This window comes from Nostoc sp. (assembly GCF_036917675.1).
Classification (GTDB): domain Bacteria; phylum Cyanobacteriota; class Cyanobacteriia; order Cyanobacteriales; family Nostocaceae; genus Nostoc.
Genome location: NZ_JBALCT010000034.1, coordinates 58417 through 81826, shown reverse-complemented (window position 1 = coordinate 81826; position 23410 = coordinate 58417). Strand labels below are relative to the sequence as shown.

At 43.4% G+C, this 23410-nt stretch carries 24 protein-coding genes; 13 read left to right on the top strand and 11 right to left on the bottom strand.

Annotated features, from left to right (window positions below; genetic code table 11):
* Positions 1–63 precede the first annotated feature (63 nt).
* The 5 genes from V7K31_RS12085 (at position 64) to V7K31_RS12065 (ending at position 5791) form a co-directional block, all read left to right on the top strand.
* Positions 64–687, top strand: a complete 624-nt coding sequence (locus tag V7K31_RS12085; protein WP_335094571.1) for a hypothetical protein — start codon at positions 64–66, stop codon at positions 685–687.
* A 94-nt stretch (positions 688–781) separates the two neighbouring features.
* The gene (locus V7K31_RS12080) at positions 782–1198 is read left to right on the top strand and encodes an SH3 domain-containing protein (protein ID WP_335094570.1); all 417 of its coding nucleotides are present in this window, start codon (positions 782–784) and stop codon (positions 1196–1198) included.
* A gap of 374 nt (positions 1199–1572) precedes the next feature.
* Complete coding sequence (locus tag V7K31_RS12075; protein ID WP_335094569.1) at positions 1573–3534, top strand: alpha/beta fold hydrolase; 1962 nt, start codon at positions 1573–1575, stop codon at positions 3532–3534.
* A gap of 298 nt (positions 3535–3832) precedes the next feature.
* Positions 3833–4921 (top strand): PrsW family glutamic-type intramembrane protease, encoded by a 1089-nt coding sequence (locus V7K31_RS12070; RefSeq protein WP_335094568.1) that lies wholly within the window; start codon positions 3833–3835, stop codon positions 4919–4921.
* 168 nt (positions 4922–5089) lie between these two features.
* Positions 5090–5791 (top strand): hypothetical protein, encoded by a 702-nt coding sequence (locus V7K31_RS12065; RefSeq protein ID WP_335094567.1) that lies wholly within the window; start codon positions 5090–5092, stop codon positions 5789–5791.
* A 522-nt stretch (positions 5792–6313) separates the two neighbouring features.
* Here the strand turns inward: V7K31_RS12065 and V7K31_RS12060 are convergent.
* Positions 6314–7219: an alpha/beta fold hydrolase gene (locus tag V7K31_RS12060; RefSeq protein WP_335094565.1), complete on the bottom strand. Its 906-nt coding sequence runs from the start codon at positions 7217–7219 to the stop codon at positions 6314–6316.
* A gap of 103 nt (positions 7220–7322) precedes the next feature.
* Positions 7323–7763, bottom strand: coding sequence for a SufE family protein (locus tag V7K31_RS12055; RefSeq protein ID WP_335094564.1), 441 nt, complete (start codon positions 7761–7763; stop codon positions 7323–7325).
* A 14-nt stretch (positions 7764–7777) separates the two neighbouring features.
* On the opposite strand from V7K31_RS12055, the gene V7K31_RS12050 reads away from it, so the two are divergent.
* Positions 7778–7990 (top strand): hypothetical protein, encoded by a 213-nt coding sequence (locus V7K31_RS12050; RefSeq protein ID WP_335094563.1) that lies wholly within the window; start codon positions 7778–7780, stop codon positions 7988–7990.
* Positions 7991–8243: 253 nt separating this feature from the next.
* On the opposite strand, the gene V7K31_RS12045 is transcribed toward V7K31_RS12050, so the two are convergent.
* The 3 genes from V7K31_RS12045 to prfC form a co-directional block, all read right to left on the bottom strand.
* Positions 8244–8765 (bottom strand): RNA recognition motif domain-containing protein, encoded by a 522-nt coding sequence (locus V7K31_RS12045; RefSeq protein ID WP_335094562.1) that lies wholly within the window; start codon positions 8763–8765, stop codon positions 8244–8246.
* A gap of 720 nt (positions 8766–9485) precedes the next feature.
* Positions 9486–11753: a M48 family metalloprotease gene (locus tag V7K31_RS12040; protein ID WP_335094561.1), complete on the bottom strand. Its 2268-nt coding sequence runs from the start codon at positions 11751–11753 to the stop codon at positions 9486–9488.
* Between the two features lie 205 nt (positions 11754–11958).
* Positions 11959–13587, bottom strand: coding sequence for a peptide chain release factor 3 (prfC, locus tag V7K31_RS12035; protein ID WP_335094560.1), 1629 nt, complete (start codon positions 13585–13587; stop codon positions 11959–11961).
* A 124-nt stretch (positions 13588–13711) separates the two neighbouring features.
* On the opposite strand from prfC, the gene V7K31_RS12030 reads away from it, so the two are divergent.
* Both V7K31_RS12030 and hemB read left to right on the top strand, forming a co-directional pair.
* A complete protein-coding gene (locus V7K31_RS12030) occupies positions 13712–14071 on the top strand; it encodes a DUF4870 domain-containing protein (protein WP_335094559.1) in 360 nt (119 codons plus the stop codon).
* 442 nt (positions 14072–14513) lie between these two features.
* Positions 14514–15494 (top strand): porphobilinogen synthase, encoded by a 981-nt coding sequence (gene hemB / locus V7K31_RS12025; RefSeq protein ID WP_335094558.1) that lies wholly within the window; start codon positions 14514–14516, stop codon positions 15492–15494.
* A 128-nt stretch (positions 15495–15622) separates the two neighbouring features.
* Here hemB and V7K31_RS12020 read toward each other — a convergent pair whose 3' ends face one another.
* From V7K31_RS12020 to V7K31_RS12005, 5 genes are all read right to left on the bottom strand, one after another.
* Complete coding sequence (locus tag V7K31_RS12020) at positions 15623–16219, bottom strand: hypothetical protein (RefSeq protein ID WP_335094557.1); 597 nt, start codon at positions 16217–16219, stop codon at positions 15623–15625.
* A gap of 80 nt (positions 16220–16299) precedes the next feature.
* A complete protein-coding gene (locus tag V7K31_RS31860) occupies positions 16300–16419 on the bottom strand; it encodes a type II toxin-antitoxin system RelE family toxin (RefSeq protein ID WP_442941265.1) in 120 nt (39 codons plus the stop codon).
* A complete protein-coding gene (locus tag V7K31_RS12015) occupies positions 16416–16634 on the bottom strand; it encodes a hypothetical protein (RefSeq protein ID WP_229484506.1) in 219 nt (72 codons plus the stop codon). Before V7K31_RS12015 ends, V7K31_RS31860 begins: the two co-directional genes overlap by 4 nt.
* A 131-nt stretch (positions 16635–16765) precedes the next feature.
* Positions 16766–16897, bottom strand: coding sequence for a hypothetical protein (locus V7K31_RS12010; RefSeq protein ID WP_335094555.1), 132 nt, complete (start codon positions 16895–16897; stop codon positions 16766–16768).
* Between the two features lie 103 nt (positions 16898–17000).
* Positions 17001–17225 carry a type II toxin-antitoxin system HicB family antitoxin gene (locus V7K31_RS12005; protein ID WP_335094553.1) on the bottom strand — a complete coding sequence of 75 codons (225 nt, stop codon included), beginning with the start codon at positions 17223–17225 and terminating at the stop codon, positions 17001–17003.
* A 733-nt stretch (positions 17226–17958) separates the two neighbouring features.
* On the opposite strand from V7K31_RS12005, the gene V7K31_RS12000 reads away from it, so the two are divergent.
* The 5 genes from V7K31_RS12000 to V7K31_RS11980 all read left to right on the top strand — a co-directional run bounded on the left by V7K31_RS12000 (position 17959) and on the right by V7K31_RS11980 (position 22503).
* Positions 17959–18942, top strand: a complete 984-nt coding sequence (locus tag V7K31_RS12000) for an alpha-ketoacid dehydrogenase subunit beta (protein ID WP_292762059.1) — start codon at positions 17959–17961, stop codon at positions 18940–18942.
* Between the two features lie 130 nt (positions 18943–19072).
* Entirely contained in the window at positions 19073–20491 is a 1419-nt protein-coding gene (secD, locus tag V7K31_RS11995; protein WP_335094615.1) for a protein translocase subunit SecD, read from the top strand.
* On the top strand, positions 20488–21465 hold the full coding sequence (gene secF / locus V7K31_RS11990; protein WP_335094552.1) for a protein translocase subunit SecF: 978 nt from the start codon (positions 20488–20490) through the stop codon (positions 21463–21465). The genes secD and secF overlap by 4 nt, the downstream gene beginning before the upstream one ends.
* A 73-nt stretch (positions 21466–21538) precedes the next feature.
* Positions 21539–21931, top strand: a complete 393-nt coding sequence (locus tag V7K31_RS11985; protein ID WP_335094551.1) for a hypothetical protein — start codon at positions 21539–21541, stop codon at positions 21929–21931.
* Positions 21932–22032: 101 nt separating this feature from the next.
* Positions 22033–22503 carry a GNAT family N-acetyltransferase gene (locus V7K31_RS11980; protein WP_335094550.1) on the top strand — a complete coding sequence of 157 codons (471 nt, stop codon included), beginning with the start codon at positions 22033–22035 and terminating at the stop codon, positions 22501–22503.
* On the opposite strand, the gene V7K31_RS11975 is transcribed toward V7K31_RS11980, so the two are convergent.
* On the bottom strand, positions 22466–23386 hold the full coding sequence (locus V7K31_RS11975; RefSeq protein ID WP_335094549.1) for a sensor histidine kinase: 921 nt from the start codon (positions 23384–23386) through the stop codon (positions 22466–22468). The genes V7K31_RS11980 and V7K31_RS11975 overlap by 38 nt on opposite strands.
* Positions 23387–23410 lie beyond the last annotated feature (24 nt).

The following is a 23410-nucleotide window of genomic DNA, read 5'->3' as shown; positions in this document are numbered from 1 at the left end:
GCACATTTAAAGGATGATATAAAATGTCATCTTCGTTGTCACTAACTCAGGAGTTTGATGGTAATGAAATCTTTAAATTCGTTTTTAGCAGTAGCACTGGCGATCGCTTCTTTGAGTTTTCCCGTATCCGTCAAAGCCGATACTGTGAATGCCCGTTGCGATGTGTTCCCAAAAGGACAAGACCGCGCCACATCCTCTGGTCGGTGTACCTTTTCCCAACGGCAGGGTGCGGTTAGCATTCAACTGGAAAATGGTCGTAGCTATGACCTCCTCCCTGTGGGTAATCGACCCGGCAATTATCGCGATCAAAATGGTGATACTGCCTATCGACAAGCTGGACTTGGCGATCGGGGACAGATTTATCGCCTCAGTGGCGAGTCGATTTTTGTCTACTGGGATACATCTGCCAATCGACAAAACTCAGGTAACAGAAATGGTAGGGCTACTGCTAGACGTCAACCTGAGGCGGGTACTACCGTCCCTCCGTTGAGTGATTTAGTGGGGGCAAGGGCAGGACAGGCAGAAAACACAGTCAAAAAACGGGGTTATCGATGGGTCAAGAGTGATGATTCAGGCTACGGCTATTGGCTAGAAGACAAAACTAACTACTGTGTAACAATCCGAACAGACCAAGGACGCTACCAATCGATTGTTTACGCAGGGGGTCCACAGGATTGTCGGAATTAGTTGCTATCTGGACAAACAATCCAATTTAGCGCTCTTTAATCACTCTCCGCAGAAAATAAAGTTTAGTTTGTCAACATTTAGGCGAATAAAAATCATGAAACTGAAAACATTACTTGTTACCACTGTTTTATTTTTAGCATCAATTACTACTACTTTTCCAGTGAAAGCAAATATTACTAATGAACAAGTGCAAGGAATTAATGATGTTTCTGTAACCTCAAATCCTTCTGTTGTAAATCAGTTAAGCCAACCTTATATCATCGCTAAATCTAATTGGGTGAGGCTATCTGGAGGACGATCGAGAAGAATTAACCTACGTACAAGACCAACTATCAATTCACCGACTAGCGGCTACGGTTTAGGTGGCGATCGCGTCCAAAACTTGCAATGCGTTCAAGACAAAGATAGACGTGGTAGTCAGCTTAACTGGTGTAAAGTTAAATTCCCGAAATCGGGAGCATTTGGTTGGGTTCGTAGCGACAACATTATTTTCAGCGATGGTGGTGAATAAAATTGATGTCTTGATTTTGAGAGTGTACTAATCAGATTTCTTACAAGCAGAGTGATCGTAACCACAAAAAGTTTATCTAGTATAGGTTTCGACCGGATTTAATGGTTTTGAAAAATAACAAAGTGTTTTGCGGTTGCGATCGCTCTCAAGTCAGCCAGCTTTGGATTAGCAGCTCGTCACTCACATCTTTGTGAGAAATCCGGGACTAGACAATCAAAACTAGAAAAATTCTCATAGTAATTAATCTTATGCAGTGTCATCAAATATGACACATGACGCAAAAACTTCTTGTCTGTAACTTCCAGTGACACTTCACGATCGGCTTACGGATTCTGATTCGTTATTTTCCTCAATAATCACCAGACATTTTTAACATGAAGCTTCAAAATTTGCTTTTAGTAGTCGCAACCGCGCTCGCTGATCCAGTTCAAGCTGGATTAGCCGAGCAACCTTCACTGCAATCATCTCTCTACCGCACCACTCAAATCCCTTGCCCCGTTGCTGTTGGGCCAGAAGAAATCGACGGCAAAACGACGATCTGTGGCATTCTCACCGTTCCCGAAAACTACACCCAACCCAACGGACGCAAAGTTGAAATTACTTACACCATTTTCAAGAGCAAGAGTCTTGCACCCCAGCATGATCCCCTCTTAGTTTTACATGGAGGTCCGGGCAGCAGTGATATAACGAATCTATCAGTAGTCCCTCGATTTTATGAACCTCAGCGTCAGACCCGTGACGTGATTCTATTCGATCAGCGCGGCTCTCGATTTTCGGGCGATCTGGCTTGTTCTCCCACCTTCATTGGGTTGGATACGCTGGCTAAAGATTCCAACATCCAATGGCGCAACCAGTATGCTGAATTTACTAAAAAATTTGCTGCCAGTCTCGAAAAGGATCTGTCTAACCTCGCTGAGATTCTCTCATATTACAAAGTCTGCTCTCAGTTACTACAGGCACACGGCTTTGATCTCAATCAGTACAACACTACTAACAATGCCACAGATGCAATCAATCTGGCGACAGCTTTGGGTTATCAAAAGGTCAATCTCTATGGCATTTCTTACGGGACTTATCTAGCATTGCGAATTATGCGCGACTATCCCCAACGTCTGCGGAGTGTCGTGCTGGATTCCACGATTCCCCCTCAAGTGAAAAAGTACGTAGATGTACCGAGGGATTTGGAAGTGGTGATGCTGAATTTGATTGAAGACTGTCAGAAGGACACCGCCTGTAATGCAGCGTATCCCAATCTCAAAGCACGCACGATTGCGCTTCTAAAAACACTTGCTAAGAAGCCCATTTTGATCGCGGGAACTGATAAAGCAGTGTCAGTGGCAGATTTTGCTGCCTTAGTTGAATCAGTGAATTTTGATCTAGATGCACGGAAAGCTGCTTACATTCCATTGATCGTGTCGGAATTAGAACGAGGCATCACCACGACTTATACAGGTGTCGTATCAGGCAAGATTTTCCTGACTCCCCCAACCAAGCCGATTCCGATTGGTCGTTCAGAACAACTTCTTGCCAAAGCGGATGAGTTGCGAGAACAAGCCCGCAAACTTTTGACTGAAACTGCCAACTTAGCTGAAGCCAATCGTCCCTCTCAGAAATGGCTACAGCAGGTACTGACGATGATCGAAACCCTGCCCGAAAAAGAACGCCCCAAAGCCAGAGCTAATCTTTATGGCGTGGGCTTTCAAACTCAAAAACCGCGCGATCGCAGTGTTTTAATCGCCTCGATCGCGGAAATCTTCCCAGAGAACAAGAGACAGCCGCTGATTCAACCTTTGCAAACAATGTCAAATACAGAAATGCGTCATGTTTATGAATCGATTGGGACTATTTTCCGCTCTGTCCTGAAAATAGATAGCGACGAGGCTGAGGGTGTGTTTAGAAGCTTCGATTGTCAAGATTTAGTCCCTTCTAGCGATCAGGCTCAGACGAACGCAACGTTTAAAGCGCTGGAGATGCCTAGTTTGGGAGTAACTAGAGCGCTGGGTGCTCGGCAAGCCTACGCCATCTGTCAAATCTGGTCTGTCAAGCCTGCTCCGCAGCGCGATCGCGAAATCGTAAAAAGCAGCATTCCTACCCTGATTCTCCAAGATCGCTATGATGCTCAAACACCTACAACTGTGGGCAAACAGGCACTAGCAGGATTAAGAAATGGCACATTGATAGAATTTCCCAATTTTGGGCATGGTGCTCTTGTATTTTCGCAATGTGCTAGAGATGTCGGAGCCGCATTTGTGACGAATCCCACTTCTTCCCCCAATGCAGCGTGCAAGGAAGCTTTGAAAACCAAGTTCGTGCTGCCTCCAACTTCGTCAAAGTAGGTTGTCATGCAGCATCCTGCCAAAGCGGTAGTTATTTGAACTGGTGCAAAGTGCAATTTGTCAATTTAAAAGCCTGTGGAAATTAAGAAGCGAATTCTATGGAAGTTGATTTGATGTATCAACCGTCATTCAATTCGAGCAGGGGTGCTGATGTCGCTTTTGACCCGATTGGAGCCATGATAAATATAGAAAAAAGACTGAGACAGTTACCAATTTAATCGATCCGGTTGTCAAAGATTACCTGCTTCACAATTCTCGGTGGCGATCGCCTGGAGGCAAGGCAATCTTGTTGGGGATTATGCTAGTCGTATCAGTGCTGGCATATTTAGGTATTTACGCGGGCAAAAACCCATTTGTCATTTGGCTTTGGGTTCCCTACACGATTGCCGGCTCGATTGTGGGCTATTTCCTGCTTTACTTTCTGGATCGCGAACGGCGAGTCCGCTTCTTTCATTTCCTTACGATCGCCAGTGTTTTCTTCATCACTGCCCCTGCCGCCGCTTTTTTCAATACCGTCTCTCCTTACCCAAAGGCAACAGTTGGATTCGTCGAGGAGGGGCTGAAGATTCTGCCAGTTCTTTTGTTGGCAATTTATATCCCGAACCTGATCCGGACTAGAAAAGACGGAATCGTCTATGGGACACTTGCAGGGATGGGCTTTAACATCATTGAGATGGGAGTCTATATCGCTAATCTGATCCATAAGTCACCTATGCTGGACACTTTGGTTCAACAATCTACGCGCTTCGGATTGTGGGGATTAAGTGAGCACATTATCTGGTCAGGTTTTGTAGGCATGGGTATTGGATTCGCGGCAGAGTCAACACAGCGTGGATGGAGTAAGTGGAAGCGATTCGTCCTATTTTATTTGATCGTTGCTATCATGCACAGCGCGTTTGATTTAGGTCTTATGGTGTTTGGAATAATAGTCATATCTAGTATTGTGAGTTTCTTGCAAGGTATTCCTATTGACTTTGACAGCGCGGGCAAGAACTTTGGACCGCTATGGGACGGAATGCGATATGGGTCATACGTCTACAACATTGTGTTAATCATTATCCTGATCGTGCAAATCAAGCGGTCATTTCGCATGGAAAACAGACTGCAAGCGGCTGAACTGTCAACTGAAGAATCGACTGTGGTTCCAGAAGAGGAGCTGAAGAAGATAAGGAGCGAACGACTGTTCTTTAAGCGGAAGTATAAAAACTTTCCGAAGGCGATCGGGTTAAAGATTGTGCTCTACCAAAATCTGTTGGCAATGCAAAAACATACAGCGCAGCTTGGTCTTCCCATTGATAAAGTAGAGCCTGTTGTCGTGTTACGGAAAGCAATTCAATCGCTCAGGACAAATCATCTGCAAGGACGGGTCGAGAGTGTCGTTGATTGACATAGCACATGCGATCCCCTTACTTTTAATGAGCAAACAACTGAACTGTTGCAATGTCTTGTACCTTTTCTCAATGTCAAGGAAATGTATCCATTGCAGATAGTGGAGAATAAAGCAACGGCAAAATTTTCAGATCAATACACTGTTCAAATCAATCTGCTTTAATCTATGAAAACATTGCGAATCTTGGCTCCTGTCATATTGGGTTTATCCGCTTTCACCGGGACGAGTTCTGTTAATGCTCAAGCTGTGATTGACACTGTAGACAATGGTAATTTGAGTGTAACGAGGCTGTCTTTAAGAAGTGGCTGCGCTGTACTTTTTAACCCGCAAGGAGAACTTCTGCAAAATGGTCGATCTTGTAGTGCGAGAGACATCAGTGAAGCTCAGACAGCGATCGATAGGTATCTGCGGGAACAAGGTACACCTGAAGGTGACGATCGCACCTCGTTGAGTCAGGGGCTGACGTTGATCTGCTACGGTGAAGGTCGCAGACCTAGCATCGCCAGCCGAAATAGCTACGAATGGGACGATCGCAGCCATCGATACGCCCTACGCGATCGTGTAGAATCATCAACGGAGGATTTCGATTCCGATGTTCAAGTCGAGATTCGCGATATGAAGGGGAGAATTCATCTAACCAGAAAGCTAATTGCACCGATCAATTCGGGCGGGACTGACGGATGGTGGAACCTCAACGATCTCAAGATCACGCCCGATCGGATTACAGGAAGATACCGGATCAATGGGCTAAACAAACCTCGTGTCACTATTGATCGGCGTAGCGGTCGGATTGCGATTGATGCAGGTACAAGTTTTCGGGGTTCCTGCGACGCAGGCAACTGGAGCGATCGCAGGAACCGATTTTAGCTTGTTGAGTCAAGTGGGGTTGCATTACAGCTTTATTCGTAGTTTAGTTCAGTCAGTATCCTTCATCTAAGCGATCTATCTACGCCTAGGCTGTTAATCCATCGTTGTAATTTCAGTACCAGTGAAGACCTGTCCAGTGCAATTTTGCTGAAACTATGTGCTTTAAAATACTATTATTGAATGGTTCATTTGCAGCTAAACTATAAATAAAGCTGATAGATTAGCCAAGAGGTTAAGAGCAACTCTTGCAATAGAACATGGCTACGGTGCTATTTCAGAAAATTTTGTCAAGTAGTTGAGTAGAAATTGAGCTAGAAGAATGTCTGGTTCGACTATGCACTCCAGAGCCGATTTCCAAAGCGATACCTTCTCTACGAGAGGCTACGCGTAGCTTGCTTCTCCGAAGGAGTACGGTGAGCTTCTCTACCAGATGCTTCTCTCCGAGAGGCTCCGCCAACGCGAACGCTAAGGCCAAACTTTTCGGTCTACTGACTTTGATGGATAAGTGAAGATTTAATTTTCTCAAGAGAACAAAAAATCTTGAACTGCTTCTAAAACAACTGCTGGGTATTCTTCATGCAGTCCCAGAGAACCAGAAATAATAACGCTTCTCACCCCTGGTAAGGCTGCCAAAGCGTTCATTTCTTCTCGTGATTTCGGGGGGCTGGATTCCCCAATTACTACCATGAGCGGTACGGTTAAAGACTGCACAAGTTCCAGAAAATCAGATTGTTCGTGTACAGCATCAAGATTACCAGTTACAAAGGCGGCAGATGCAAATCGCGCTCCTGGTTGTTGAGTCGTGTGCCACTTCTTCTCGATGAAACTGGGTGTAATTTTAGCCGCGTCAGTAAAGACATGACGGCGGTACATAAAACTTAAGAAAGATTGGGTAGTGTTGAGTTTGTAGATAGCTTGACCAAGTATAGGCGATCGCACCAATTCTCTGACAATGCCAGCTATTTGCTGACTTGCCCCCATTGTCGGCAAAGGTCCACGCCAAGTAGGAGCTAACAATACAATCTTTGAGAAAACAGCCTGTTGTTTCACAGCTAATTGTAAAACGTAACTAGCAGCATGACCAGCCGCGATCGCAATAATGGGAGTATTAAAAATAGCTTTGACAAAATCTTCCAGAAATTGCTGATATATTTCCGGTCGGTAATTCAAGCTAGGGCGAGAAGATTCACCAAATCCAGGCCAGTCTATGGCTACAACTTGAAAATGGGGAGCTAGTAACCTGGCAAGTTCGCCCATTTCCAAACGCGTCGAAACAGTGCTGAAAGATGGTAGTAGCAATAGCGGTGAACCTTTACCAAGGGTTTCATAAACAACGCGCAATTGCTGATTTTCCCAATTCCAGAGATATTCTTGAACTACTCCACCAAAGCCAATAGCAGCAGAGGTAGATAATAAATTTGTTGACATAAGACTAAATTTTGGTAGTTGTATGTTATTCGTCATTAGTCAGTTGTCCTTTGTCTTTTGCAAATGACCAATGACCAATGACTAATGACCAATAACCAACGTTTTAGCTAGGCAAATTTAACTTACATTCCAATGCTTTTTTTTGCATGGTTTTAAAAATGTTGTAAAACCCATTAGCACGGGAAGGTGTCAGACTAACGTTTAAACCTGTTTCTTGAATAAAATCTGGAGTAAGTTGGACAATCTCAGTTGGCGTTAGTCCATGCAATCCTTCAACCAAAAGCCCGACTAATCCTTTGGTTAACTGGGAATCAGACTCGCCCTGAAACACAACCTTACCGTCATCCAAGGCTGCTGTGATATAAACTTGAGACACGCAACCAGGAACTTTATTTTCGGGTAATTTTTCAGCTTCTGGGAACTCATTGAGCTTCTGAGCATACCAGATTAGCTGTTCGTAGCGCCGCTTCGGTTCGGAAGCGCGTTGAAAGCGCTGGACAATTTTAGCAAGCGCAGGTGGCAAAGAATCTAGAGTTGAGGACATAACAGAAGCTGCAAATGATCGGTCTTACCTTGAGTGTAGATTATCTTTGGAGCGATGCCTACGGCAGGTTACGCCTACGCGCTTCCGGTTCACTTGGCAGTATAAAGCTAGCCATTATTGGCTATAACTTGTCAAATCCAGATAATTATTGCGTAGGCGCAGCCCAACCTAGGCATCGCATTCATCTTCTGTCAAATTTTTTAATGCGTCTAATCACAAAAACTTAATTTTATTTTAAGTACAATGTTTTATTAATTCTCAGCAAATTTTCTGCGTGTCCACCATTGGCGCAGCGTTTAAATTTTAACTCTCGACTGCCACAATTTGGCGATGCGATGCCTACGGCTAGGTGCGCCTACGCACTTACAAAATTAGCTGCAAGTAGATTTTAACTAAGCAGCTAGATAATAATCAATAGTTAAAAATTAAAAATCAAAAAAAAATTCTGATTTTTAATTTTTAATTTCTCTGCCTTACGGATTAATTCGTAGTTTGTGCAGCTAGCATCTGCTTCAGCTTTTCTAATTCCGAAGCCCAACGAGGATCTGGACGAATAGTGTCTGAATCGGTAGTCGTGGTCGTGCTTTCACGAGAACCACCGCCACCGCCACCGCCGCCACGACGAGGCTTCTTAGAGCTTTTCTCCCGACGGCTACCTTCTCTGTTAGGGATAGGAGTAGGAGTAGCAGTACTACTACTAGCAAGAGTAACTGGTTTAGGAGCTTGCTGCTCCTCGCCCTCATCACCCTTTGTACGAGGTAATGCCTTCTCTAGTTTAATGGGAGTGTCTTTGAACATCTGACCATTATATTTTTCAATGATTTCGTCAGCTTGTTCGTCATTGTTGACTGTAAGAAAACCAAAACCACGGCATTTGCCAGTTTTGCGATCTTTAATTAATTTAGTAGTTACAGCATCACCTTCTGCTGCAAAAACTGCTTGCAGATCTTGACGATCTATTTCATCTTTAGGCAAATTACCTATATATAGGCGAATGGACATGAACTATACCTCCAGAGTTGAATGAACATGGCAAGGCGAGAAAACAATCACTTAGCTTTGGCTTTTAAATAGATGCTATTGACCAAGACTGCCATTAACCAATTTTTTTGCTCGAAACTGTCAACTTATACAACAATACAGTTTTTCGTCGGGATCAAGCTTGTTTAATCCAAAGGCTCACACTATGGTGAGCTAATAACACCTTAATTCTAAGAATTGTAAATTTAATAGCCTACTGCCTGCTAAAGTACACGCTTTCTTCCATGCCCTTTTTCGCAGAATAAAATACCATCCCTTACATTACCACGGTATTTTCTACGTAGCTAGTTTAGCGCATACATTTCCGACCTTAGTATTAGTGCATCGTAACATAAAACACATTTTTTTATGCAAGGGGGCATATTTTGAAACAAAAACCAGCCACGGGCTGGTTAATTTGCTGCTGTGTTGGCAGGATAAAAGGTATGGATCTGGGGAAAAAGCATCGGAATTCATAACTAAGCTGTGGTGCTGAGTTACGTCGGCTGCTCTTGTTTGTGTAAATAAATGTAACATTTTTTAAGAAAACCTGCAACTTTTGTTTACATTCTGGGTTGTCAGTTGTCAGTTGTCAGTTGTCCTTTGCAAATAACCAATGACCCTCATCAGTGCTGAGTTTTGAGTGCTGAGTGCTGAACTAGGAACTGTTTTGCCCAATGCCCAATGCCCAATGCCCAATGATTAACCAGTGAGAAAAACGTATGCGCCCCAAGCCTGTGCTGCAACTGCTAAAAAAATAGACCAAATGGGATGGGGGCTATGAATGGTTTTACCACTTTGAGTTTCCAGGGTTTGGATATCGATCCAAGGTGTTGCTCCTCGGCGGAACCAACCTGTGACGATAATTTGCCGACCAACCAGATCCTGGTGATTAACTGACTGTCCGAACCAAGAAATGTGGTGTAATTTCACCAAGCCCGCGCTTGATTGTAAGATTAAATCTTGCGCTAGGGAGTTGCTAGTACCTTGACGACCTAATAGTTTGCCGACAATCCGCACGCTGATGCTGTCAATGGGTAAGGCAGAAGGGTCAGCTAACAGGGTGGGTAGGTAATCGTCAGTTTGCACAGTGGCAGGTTTAATATCGGGGAAAAAAGGATTAATCCGCATCACCGTACCGATGCTAAAGCCAATCAGAAGGCAGCCTGTAATGAAAGACCAATCTTCATATATCCACTTTAGATTTAAAAACTTGAGTGCGAATGCTAGTTGCCACGTTAGCCAGACCAAAGCTGCAAACAGCAACCCTAGAGGAATTCCCAACCAGGGAGCGATTTGTAATAAGAAAGACTGACGCTTAACCTTTGATGGAACGCTTGCAAAATGTAGTTCGGTGTCTAGATGCCAGTGACGGGCTATTTGGCAGAGACGTTCGATGCGATCGCCCATTAAAGGATGACTATTATTAATTGTAAACCATCGGCGATAGGGATTGGCAGTATCCCACTTCAAAAATGATTCAAAAGATAGATTGCTGGCAATAGTACCCAAAGAAAGGCTCTGTTGGTGGCTGACTGGTGTTAAGAGATTTAAGCTTTCCAACTGCCAACTGGTATGTTCTTCTTTTTGGATATCAGCTGCAATACCAATGGCAATTTTGAGTAAAGCCCGGATTAGCGCATTCGGATTACCAGTAATTTCAGATGCGACGCGATCGCTATAATAAAGCCGCAACCGCGACAACCACAATGCAGTCCCAGTCAGCAAACACCAAACTCCATAAATTAGACTAGCCAGAATTGTCACCGGCCAGCGCCAAATTTTCCCTGATATTTTGTCTGCCAACGCCGACACTTGCTGATATAGCTTATAAATTGGTAGTGTCACCAGCAGCAACAAAGACATCACAGCAAAATCCCAGTGAGCAATATGCCCTAGCTGCGTGGCGTAAATAGTGGCGATTTCATCATCTGCCAGTTGTTCTAATAGCCCTTGACTCACAACAATCCTGGCATTACGTGGTAAACTACCATAGGTCAGGATAATTGGTGCAGCCATCGGTAAAATCCGCAGTTTGGGTAACGGCCAGTGTCGTTGTTGGCAACAACGTTGTAGCACCCGAACGGCTTCGCGGCTATGAGTATTCAATACATCTTTGGGAAATTCTCGCTGACCATACAACTTCGCCAGTAACAGATCCAGCAACCAAGGTGATACTCCGATCAAAATCACCAAGACTATTAGCAACAATTTAGTAGGGTCGCGGTATAAAAGCTGCAACGGCTCTAGATAAGGTAGTTTGACTAAAGTCTGGTTGATAAATCCCATTGCTAACTTCAGGATTGCCCGCATCACCCAAAACAGGGCAATGAATGTTCCTGCTGACAGTAGCCGCAACGGGATTAATTTCGGTTTACGTAGGGGTTGCCATGCTCTGGCGCGTTGTGCTTGTCGCCAATAAATAACGCCGAATAATTTGGCTTGGGTGCGGGTAACGGAACCCATGAAACCGTTTAGGGGTGTAGTCGGTGGTGGTAGTGGTGTCGCTACTGTCGCTTTGAGTCTAGTTAGTGGCACCATCGGCGGAGTTTCGTCGCTCTTGGTTTCTATTACTTGATCTTCTGGCTTTTCCTCTAATGTAGGAGTAACTGGGGGAGTAACTGGGATTGAATCTGGGGTTGAATTCTCAAAAGCAACAAATCCAGTTTCGACATTTTTTGATTCTCGCTCAGGTTTTTTACGTTTTGTCAGGTGTTCGAGAGCGCGTGTTGCCCACTCTTGAACTTGGGGATTGTTACTCTCAATGAGATTCTGGGAAATAGCGATCGCTTTGGAAACTTCGCCAGTGCGAGCATAAGCCATCACTAAACCAACCTGGGCTTGTAAGCTAACAGTCGCATGATTTTGACTGCTAGCAATCGGTTCTAGTTGAGCGATCGCTGTTTGGTAATTTCCCTGCTTGAGGGCAACTAAACCAGCCTCCAAAGACGATTTGGCATGTGAAGGCATACAAATTCTGGCACTCCAATCTCTTCTAAGTGATCCACGTTTGTGCAAAAGCGCGAACCTCGGATGCCGTGGAACTCAACCGCGCCCAAGTTTTGCTTGTCAAGTGAATTGCTCAAGCAAGAATTCAGGAGTCAGTCGTCAGAATTCAGTTGAGCCTTCTGTAGGAATAATTCTGAATTCTGGATTCTGAATTCTGTATTCTTCTTCATTCCTCCACTGGTTGTTGACTAGAAAATACTGGAGCGATCGCGCTTAATTTGAACTCTGGATGGTCGCCCAATAACTGTTGGCAATTCCATTCATTGCGGAATAGCAACACTGGGCGTCCCATACTGTCTTTAACTGTAGTGGTATTGAATATTCGTCCCACCTTTTCTAATGCTTCCCAACCACCGTCAACCCAACGGGCGACACTGTAAGGCAATAAATCTAATATGGTTTCTACACCATACTCATTTTGTAAGCGAAACTGCACCACCTCGAATTGCAACTGACCCACCGCCGCCAAAATTGGATCGCGCTTGGCTTCATCAGTTGAATACATAATTTGCACAGCACCTTCTTCGCGTAATTCCGCAACGCCTTTTTGGAATTGTTTAGACTTCGAGGGGTTGGGATTCCTGAGCGTCGCAAACAGTTCCGGCGAGAAATACGGAATGCCCTCATATTCGAGCTTTTGTCCCGTGTAAATTGTATCCCCGATCGCAAAAACACCGGGATTGTTCAAACCGATCACATCGCCAGGATAAGCCACATCAATCGATTCTCGCTCTTGGGCAAAGAGTTTTTGCGGGCGAGACAGACGGATGAGTTTACCGATGCGGGCGTGATTCACCATCATATCTTTTTCAAACTTACCAGTGCAGACCCGGATAAATGCGACGCGATCGCGGTGTTTCGGGTCCATGTTCGCTTGCAGTTTAAAGACAAACCCCGAAAACTCCGGGTATGTAGGGGCAACTTCGCCAACACTGCTGTAGTGAGAACCGGGTTTCAGGGCATAGTCGAGGAAATACTTGAGGAATAACTCTACCCCAAAGTTAGTCATGGCGCTACCAAAGAACACAGGCGTCATTTTGCCTTCGTGTACCAACTGCAAATCTAACTCTGGCCCAACTCCTTCTAACAGTTCCAGATCATTTTTCAGTTGATAGTACAGGCTTTGTTCTAGCTGTTCTTCTATTCTCGGATCACCTAATTCCACTATTGTATCAAGGGCTTCTCGGCTACCGTGGGCGCTGCGTTCAAACAGGTGAATTTGTTGTTTGTATCGGTCAAAGACACCTTTAAAGCGATCGCCCATACCAATCGGCCAATTTACCGCATAGGTTTGCAATCCCAATTCTTGCTCAATTTCATCCAACAGTTCCAGAGGTTCTCTTCCTGGGCGATCGAGCTTGTTGATAAATGTAAAGATTGGGATACCCCGCAACTTACACACTTCAAACAATTTGCGTGTTTGGGGTTCCAAACCTTTTGCCGCATCAATCAGCATCACAGCATTATCGGCGGCGGCGAGGGTGCGATAAGTATCTTCACTGAAGTCTTGGTGTCCGGGAGTATCTAATAAATTTATTTGACAATTCCGGTATTCAAATTGCAACACTGTGGAGGTAATAGAAATACCCCGTTGTTGTTCCATCGCCATCCAGTCAGAGGTAGCCTTACGCTGTGCCCGTCGCGCCTTAACCGCCCCAGCTTCGTGAATTGCACCTCCGTACAAGAGTAGTTTTTCTGTTAGTGTAGTTTTACCCGCATCAGGGTGAGATATAATTGCAAAGTTGCGGCGAAGTTCAACCGCTTGAAGAAGTTCAGACTCAAGTTCAGTAGACATAAGTGTATTTGTTTGTTTGCAAGCTTAATTTTTTTTGACTCTAGCAAGTCTTTTAATCTTAAGACAACGATGCTCATGATAGGGTCGTAATATAATCAACAATCTGACTAAATAGGAGAAAGCAATGTACGACACAGACAAGCGAAAGCTTCTATCTGCCTTGTCTCATGGAGCGATTTTTTTCAGCACGACATTAGTATCTGTAAGTGTACCTATTGCCATACTGCTTGTATCTGATGATCCTGTTGTTAAAGAAAACGCCAGAGAATCCATCAATTTCCACTTTAATGTCTGGCTTTATGGAGGGATTCTAGGAGCGCTGTTTTTTCTATTCGGTTGGTTAGTCTTACCTCTATTATTGCTAGGGCCACTAGCCGGACTGGGATATCTATTGCATTGGGGATTAACAATTTGGGCGCTCATCGGAGTTTTTAACAATCCTGATATACCCTTCCGTTATCCCTATATTTTCCGAGTTTTCTAACACAGATTATGGGCATTGGCCATTGGGCATTAGTAATTGTCAATTATTTGCTACCAAGTACAACATTTGATTAATTCGTAGCGAATTCTCTGCGTGCCTCTGTGTTTACCTCTGCGACGGCAGTCGCTCATGGGGGAAACCCCCAAGACTGCGCTGGCTTCCCTTTGCGTTTAAATTTCAACCCTCAATTCGCCACGATTTTGCCAACAGACCATACTTACCATTTTGAATTTTTAATTGCTTACTATGTTGTTTTTTTTCCAGTCCGTCGGATAGGTGCAACCAAGCTGTAGAATACAAAATTGCCCCATAACTTGATTAAGAGTAGGGCAAAAGACAGTTAAGCACTGTTTGTAGTCTGTCCGACGGCAGGAAAATTTTAACCTGCTTTTATGACGCTTTTTTTTGTGTCCATTTGCGTTGTTTTTCTTCATAAAATTTTATGTTTCCTATACATCGCCCCCGTCGTCTGCGTACCCATCCTCAACTGCGCCGGATGGTTCGTGAAACTGTTTTGACAACAAGCGATTTAATCTACCCACTATTTGCCGTACCAGGTGAGGGAATCGCTAACGAGGTGAAGTCAATGCCCGGAGTCTACCAACTTTCGGTAGATAAAATTGTCGAAGAAGCAAAAGAAGTTTATGACTTAGGAATTCCTGCAATTATTCTATTTGGTATTCCGGCTGATAAAGATTTGGATGCCACTGGGGCTTGGCATGATTGCGGTATCGTCCAAAAAGCAGCGACTGCGGTAAAAGCAGCAGTGCCAGATTTGATTGTAATTGCTGATACTTGTTTGTGTGAGTATACTAGCCACGGTCATTGTGGTTATCTGCAAGTTGGTGATTTGACGGGACGAGTTTTAAATGACCCAACTCTAGAATTGCTGAAGAAAACAGCAGTTTCTCAAGCAAAAGCTGGTGCTGATATTATTGCCCCTTCTGGGATGATGGATGGGTTTGTGCAGGCAATTCGTGTGGGTTTGGATGAAGCCGGATTTCAAGACACGCCGATTATGTCTTATGCTGCTAAGTATGCTTCCGGTTATTATGGTCCATTTCGGGATGCAGCAGACTCGACACCGCAATTTGGGGACAGAAGAACTTATCAAATGGACCCAGGTAATGCCCGCGAAGCCCTTAAAGAGATTGAATTGGATATCGCTGAAGGTGCTGATATGCTGATGGTTAAGCCAGCCTTGGCATACATGGATATTATCTGGCGGGTGAAGGAAGCGAGTAACTTACCAGTTGCGGCTTACAATGTTTCTGGTGAGTATGCGATGGTGAAAGCTGCGGCTCTCAATGGTTGGATTGATGAGGAGCGAGTAGTTATGGAAACTTTAACTGGGTTTAAACGCGCTGGTGCAGATTTGATTTTGACTTACCATGCCAAAGATGCGGCGCGATGGTTAAAGTAAGGTGGGCGATTGAGTAAGAATTTAAGAAATCTCACGCAGAGGCAAAGCAGTCACTCATGAGTGACTGCCGCGCAAAGGCTCAAAGTTGTGTTTTACTGTCTGGGCATGAGATTGTTTTATTTTGGCTTTCACCGGACACCACTAGCTAGAATTCCTAAAATTTTATTGACATCTTTAAGATAATATTCACTTAAGTCAATCTGGATAGATTGCCCTTCTAATTTTAAAAATTGCCAAATACTTCCAGTTGTGACAGTTCCATAAATTATCAAATTGTCATTACCTGCTCGTTCGTTAAATATTCTTGCTGCTAACATTTCGGCTACACATTGTCCTAAACCAGCAGGAATGTTTTCTTTTTTAGCTTCCACAATTATAATGACTGGTGCAGTGATAATTAGTCTTTCTGAAGAACGGGTAATTATAAAATCACAGATTCCATTTAAACCTTGTGCAGTATCAACATTGAATTCAACACCAGAAAACAAATTTATCTGGTCATTTAATTGTCGTCTCAAATCTAGTAAAATCGGAGAAATAATCATCTCCGAGCGAGCTTTTTCACTATTACTGGCAATAGCTATAGGTAAATTATATTGAAGAATTTCTTTTAATAAATCACTGCATTCTATATCTGGTGTATTAGCAAAAATATCAGTTCTCTCAATAGTATTTATTTGAAAGTTCTGTTTGACTTTCTCTAAAGTAAAATCACTATATGCCATAATGAATTATCCTGAAAACAAATATTGACATCCAAAATTTATGAATCTAAGGAATAGCGATTTATAAAATCTTACGGTGTTCATAGTTTAATTTTTCCTCGAATTTCATAAATTTTACGCAGGATGCGTTCCTGGGTGGTTGATGCAAGTACTTCTAAATCGGTAATAGCTTCTTTCGTTAATTCAACGCTGTAACTCATTCCCACTGCAAACCCAGTTTTTTTGCTATTTCCTTAGCCGGAACTCCACCTTCTCCTGCTTGAGTACGCTGTAGAGAGTCAAGTAATTGCTGCTTCACTTCTGGCTTTACTTGTTTACCTTCATCGGGGTCAATTAGTAGAGATTGAATGGTTTCAGCAACAGTTTCCTGGATTAGTAGCTTGAGTTCTTCAATAGTCAAATCTTTGACTTGCATAGGGTTAATAAGTAGTAACTATTTACCTTACTATAGCAATCCTAAATCATTCGTGAGAGACAAGTTTATCTAAATCAACTCCGTATCTGTTGGTCGGGGAGATAAAAGTGGCTATTGGCATGGTGGGATTCTTATTCATCAGTCTCAGGTACTACTTCTTCTGCTGTGGTTTCATCCTTAGAAATGTCAATGGCTTGTAAAACCTGTTTCACTATTTTTGGGTGCAATACTTTTGCTGAATGAAAAGGAATCACTACTCTCACTTATTCTCGAAAATAAATCCTGTGATTTCCTTTACTTCTAATTTGAAGAAAGCCTACTTTTAATAAGAGCTTTTCAGCTTATCTTGCAGTGAGGCGTGGCAGTTTAGGCAGCTTTTACCTCCAAGGTTATTGTGAATATTTCCTTCTTCTGAAGCGCCTGTTTTTCTGAATTTGACAATGTTTCTATATAAAGCTCAACTGCTTCTTTAATATTTGCCTGTACTTCTTCTAGGGAATCACCTTGAGATTGACAACCAGGTAGTTCAGGGCAATAAGCATAATATCCATATTCATCTTTTTCGATAACGATGCTAACTTTATACGACATATCAAAGTTACCTTTACTCATTCAATAATTATTATCCCCTCTCATCTCCCTCATCTCGCCATCTTCTGCGCTAGGGACTTCCAAATGATAATTTATTTCTTGGTAATCTCCTACGGTGTACACACAAGTCATGAAATTACCCAAAACAAAAACCTTACCCTGTTCTGGCGGATATCGCTCTGGGAACTCAGACAGAGGAAAAATTTACCCAACGGTAAAGCGCTACGGTGTACACACAAGTCTTTCTGAATACAATTTACGGTTAAGTTTCATAGCCCCTGAAATACCTCAAGAAAGGTTTTACGTAGTAAAACCTGTCCCTCTCCTTAGTAAGGAGAGGGATTAAAGATAGGACAGGGTGAGGTTTTTCTTTTGTTTTGGGTAATTCGATGAGGTTATCAACGCCAAGTTATAAAATATTGTTGGAGGGTTGCGATCGCTTAAGCTTGATTTCGTAGTCTTTCTAGGTTCTGTTGATGCAACTCTGGGAAGTTTTCTAAATCATCTATTGACTGTGGTGCAAATCAGCCACATTTGCCACAGTGGGAGGCGATCGCTCATAAAACCTCTAAAATTTAAATTAAATAGCTTTGATATAGTTATGGCAATTACTCGCTCTATGCTTGGGGCGCTTCGTTTAAACAACCTAATCTCTAACTAGTGCGATCGCTCACCGTATTTCCGACAGCAGCACGATAAAATTCTAAAACCATAATCGTACTAAAAGGTCTAAATGGCAGAAACACTATTCTTCAACGCCTTACGGGAAGCCATTGATGAAGAAATGGCGCGTGATTCCAGCGTATTCGTTCTCGGTGAAGACGTCGGACACTACGGCGGTTCCTATAAAGTTACCAAAGACCTGTACCAAAAATATGGCGAACTCCGCGTTCTAGACACCCCCATTGCCGAAAATAGCTTTACCGGCATGGCAGTGGGAGCCGCGATGACTGGGTTGCGTCCCATCATCGAAGGCATGAATATGGGCTTTTTACTACTCGCCTTTAACCAAATAGCCAACAACGCTGGGATGTTGCGCTACACTTCTGGCGGTAACTTTAAAATTCCGATGGTAATTCGTGGCCCTGGAGGTGTGGGAAGACAGCTAGGTGCAGAGCATTCCCAACGACTGGAAACCTACTTTCAAGCTGTGCCAGGGTTAAAGATTGTTGCTTGCTCCACACCAAGAAACGCCAAAGGACTACTAAAATCCGCTATCCGCGATGATAACCCGGTATTGTTCTTTGAACACGTTCTGCTTTACAACTTGAAAGAAGATTTACCAGAAGAAGAATATTTACTACCCCTAGATAAAGCAGAAGTTGTGCGTCAAGGAAAAGATGTCACAATTATCACTTATTCGCGGATGCGGCATCATGTGCTGCAAGCGGTAAAAACTTTGGAAAAACAAGGTTATGATCCAGAAGTTATTGATTTAATCTCGCTCAAGCCATTAGATTTTGATACCATTGGCGCATCAATACGTAAAACCCATAAAGTGATTGTGGTGGAAGAATCCATGCGAACTGCGGGTATCGGCGCAGAAGTCATCGCCTCAATAAACGATCGCTTATTTGATGAATTGGATGCGCCAGTACTGCGGCTTTCTTCCCAAGATATCCCCACGCCTTACAACGGCAATCTAGAACGATTAACAATTGTCCAACCAGAGCAAATAGTAGAAGCTGTAGAAAAAATGGTAGCGTTGCGAGTCTAGGGAATAGGGAATAGGGAGTACGGAGTAGGGAAGAAATTCAACTACTACTCCCGACTCCCGACTCCCGACTCCCCATTCATAACTGTACAAAAGAGAGCTATTATAGCCTTTGTCAGTTGCGAGTTATAGTATGCAAAGACAGCGATCGCTATTAATTTTGATTGGAGTCCTGATAATCGCCGCCATTGTGGTGATTAATACAATTTCGATTCCGCTAGGACTGGACTTGCGCGGAGGTTCACAGCTCACAATTCAAGTGAAAACAACACCGGAGATTAAGCAAATCACCGAACGCGAATTGGAAGCTGTGAAAAAAGTCGTTGAAGGTCGGATTAACGGTCTTGGCGTTTCTGAACCAGTCGTGCAAACTGTAGGGAAAGATCAAATCCTCGTACAGTTGCCGGGAGTGAGCGATCCACAGCAAGCTGAACGGGTTCTAGGGGGTACAGCACAGTTAGAATTTCGCACGCAAAAGCCTGGTACGGAAACCCAACTGTTTGCTTTCCAAACATCACGAGCTGAATTGAAAGCAAAGCAGCAAGATTTGAGAAAGAGTAACGAGCAAGCAGCAATTGTCAAAAATCAGCAAGATTTGCAGAAAAATAATCAAGCGATCGCTGAATTGTATGAAAGCACAAACCCCCCACTGGCAGGGAAATTCCTCAAAGATGCAGCCGGTGAACCCACTCAAAACAACAATTGGAATGTTGCCATTCGCTTCGACCAAAAGGGTGGTGAACTGTTTGCCGAACTGACGAAAAAACTTGCTGGTACAGGACGCAGCATTGGCATTTTTCTAGACAATGAACTGATCAGCGCTCCGAGTGTCGGTCCAGAATTTGCTGCTAGTGGTATTAGTGGTGGTGCTGCTGTGATTACAGGTAGGTTTACCGCCCAAGAAGCTAACAACTTAGGTGTGCAGATCCGAGGGGGTGCTTTACCTGTACCAGTGCAAATCGTCGAAAACCGCACTGTTGGGGCAACCTTAGGTAAAGATAGTATTCAACGCAGTCTTTACGCTGGTAGTGGCGGATTGCTGTTAGTATTGATTTTCATGTTAGTTTACTACCGACTACCAGGTTTAATTGCCGACGTTGCTTTGATTATCTATGCGCTATTGACCTATGCGACTTTCGCTTTGCTAGGCGTTACATTAACTCTCCCCGGTATTGCTGGATTTATCCTCAGTATCGGTATGGCAGTTGATGCTAACGTATTGATTTTTGAGCGCACCCGTGAAGAACTACGCGCTGGTAAAACTTTATATCGTTCTATAGAGGCAGGATTCTACCGAGCTTGGTCTAGCATTTTAGATAGTCATGTCACATCATTAATTTCTTGTGCAGCACTGTTTTTCTTAGGAGCAGGTTTAGTTAAAGGCTTTGCTTTGACATTGGCGCTAGGGTTGGGGGTAAATTTATTTACTGCCATTACTTGTAGTCGCACACTGCTGTTCCTATCATTGCAATTTCCCAACTTGCGTAAGCCAGAGTTGTTTTGTCCGAATCTCTCAACGTCAATTAAGTCTGGTGCGGAGGTGCAGTCATGAAATTTAGTGTCATCAAACAGCGAAAATTATGGTGGACAATTTCTACCATCACCACGATTATTAGCATCGTGGCGATGGTGATTTCTTGGCAACAACTAGGCGCACCGCTACGTCCCAGTTTAGATTTTGTTGGTGGTACGAGACTACAATTTGAACGCGATTGTACACAACCAAACAATTGCACTCAACCGATTGAAATCTCTGATGTCAGGGAAGTAATTGACGCTCAGAAACTAAATAATAGTAGCATCCAAGTTATTGGTCAAAAGCAACAGGGAATATCGGTTCGCACAAAGACATTAGATGTCGAGCAACGCACCCAGTTACAAACAGCTTTGACTGAAAAAATTGGAGCCTTTGACCCGAAAGCCACCCAAATTGATACCGTTGGTCCGACACTTGGTCGTCAACTACTTTCCCAAGGGTTATTAGCTCTGGTTGTCTCCTTCGCTGCGATCGTTATTTATTTGAGTGTGCGGTTCCAGCTAGACTATGCTGTAATCGCAATTATTGCCTTGTTCCATGATGTTTTGATTACGCTGGGTGTTTTCTCCATCTTGGGATTAGTAGCAGGTATTGAAGTTGATAGCCTTTTCGTAGTTGCTATTTTGACTATTACTGGTTTCTCGGTGACAGATACCGTGGTCATCTACGATCGCATTCGAGAAATATTGCATATACATCCTAACGATCACATTGACAAAGTTGTTGATGATGCAATCAATCAAACTTTAACGCGATCAATTAATACCACGTTCACGGTTTTGCTAACATTATTTTCCCTATTCCTATTTGGCGGCGAAACCCTGAGAAACTTTTCTCTAGCTTTGATTATTGGCTTCTCAATGGGCGCTTATTCAAGTATTTTCCTGGCTAGTCCTCTTTTAGCTTGGTGGCGAGAGCGCAAGGGTGAAACAAGCGTGGGAAACAGCCCTGAATCGATTGATACATCTGCCAGTTCCCAGGATAGTTAAAACTTGTGTGTATTTCGCAATTGGGTTAAAGCATTTTGAATTGCTCATCTATGCTTTGCAATTTTATTCCCCTATGGATCAACCGGAAGAACCATTAACTACTGTCCCAGACTTTGCTCAACAAGTACAAAAGCTACATCAGCTAACAGTATATGGCAGGTGGCTATTTGTCGGCTGTTTATGGCTCACAATTGCGCCTCTTAGCTTGTGGGGTCTACGTGCAGAAATTTCTTTGTGGCAACAATATTTTACCTGGGTGGCAGTGAGATATGGACTCTTCTACCATCCACTGTCTACTTTTGGTTTAGCCTTTTGTATTGGGATGACTGCTGCTGTTTTAGTTTGGCAAAGTCGGAATATCTTGCTCGGACTACCACAGCACGAAAAACAACGTTTAGAAAAACAAGTTTATCGGATACGTCAACAGGGAGCAACTCATCCTCTGTGGAAATGGGTTTGTCAATAATTAATTTTTCTTTCTCGTTGCATATACATATACACGTACAGCAATTTCTAGCAAAATATGACTTAACTATACAAACATATTGCCAAAAGTGAATGCCATACATGAACGAGTCTCAGATTCAATTTAATGAACGCAAGTCTGAAATTGACCTTTACCAACTCCAAGAACTGTTAAACGTTTCAGCTTTCTGGGCAAAGGGACGCAGTATTGAGGATTTAGGCATAGCTATTGCCAATAGTGAGCCAGTAATTTCCGTCTGCCTTGGCGATCGACTCATTGGCTTTGCTAGAGCAACATCTGATGGCATATATCGCGCCACAATTTGGGATGTTGTGATTCATCCAGAGTATCAAAGTAGTGGGCTGGGAAGCCATTTAGTAGAAACCGTTTTGAGTCATCCCCGCATGAGGTATGTTGAGCGCGTTTACCTGATGACTACTCACCAACAGGGTTTCTACGAAAAGATTGGTTTCCAGCCCAACACCACCACTACGATGGTGCTATATAACCAAGCTAACCTTGCTTTCGTTCCTGCTACAGAAGATCAGCTTCAGGAATCACTAGGGGGATAGAAATTTGGAGTCTGGTAAGCTGCTGAAGTGGTTCCTTCGCAATTGGAAAGGGCAGGATTTCTAATTTTCCTCCCATAACTTCCACTTGAGTGTGATTGATTAATAGCCTCATTCCTGGGGAAAGAGCAGCGTTTTGTTGGTTAATCTGGGTTAGCTGGTCTTCAGATTTGATCAAATCAATCGGCTCGCTCCAGAGTATGGCATGGGTTGGTACATCCAGCCAAATGTTGACAAAATTATTTGTAGGGACAGTGCTAGTAGAAATACAGATGCTGCCTTCCTCCATTTGAGTAATGGTAGCGTCTATTAAACTTATCAATATTTGGCGGAGCCAGAGGTAATCTGCCAAAACATAAATTTCTGGGTCGGGGGGTAACAATTGCAAGGGAAAATTGCGATTAGCCGCCAGCATATAAGTTAAGTTATGAACCTCCTCCAAAATTTTGGCTAACGGTCTGGGCTGAATATCTAATTTATTCGTACCGTGTTCAATTCTAGCAACGCTGAGAATTTCATCCATCAGCTTCAGCAACTTTAGTGTTCGCTCCTGAGCTTGGGCAATAAATTCTCGCTCTTCAGCTGGATCTTCACACAAATCTGACAAAATTAACTGATGCAAGCCTATCAGACCATTGAGGGGCGATCGCAATTCATGGGTAGTCCGTGCCAAAAAACCAGCTTTAAACTGGCTCATTTCCCTTGCCATTTGGTAGGCCAGCTGCATAAGTTGTAGCTGTTGCGATATTGCTGGTATATCCTCTTGATCTAATGGCGCTACTGGGGATGAGCTAGATGAAAAGTTTGACGATCGCACAAATAACTGACGGAAAACCATACCTAGTGCTATTCCGGCTCCTAGATATATCCAGTTGCTCCAATTCATAATCTGGCAATTATTAAAAAAGTT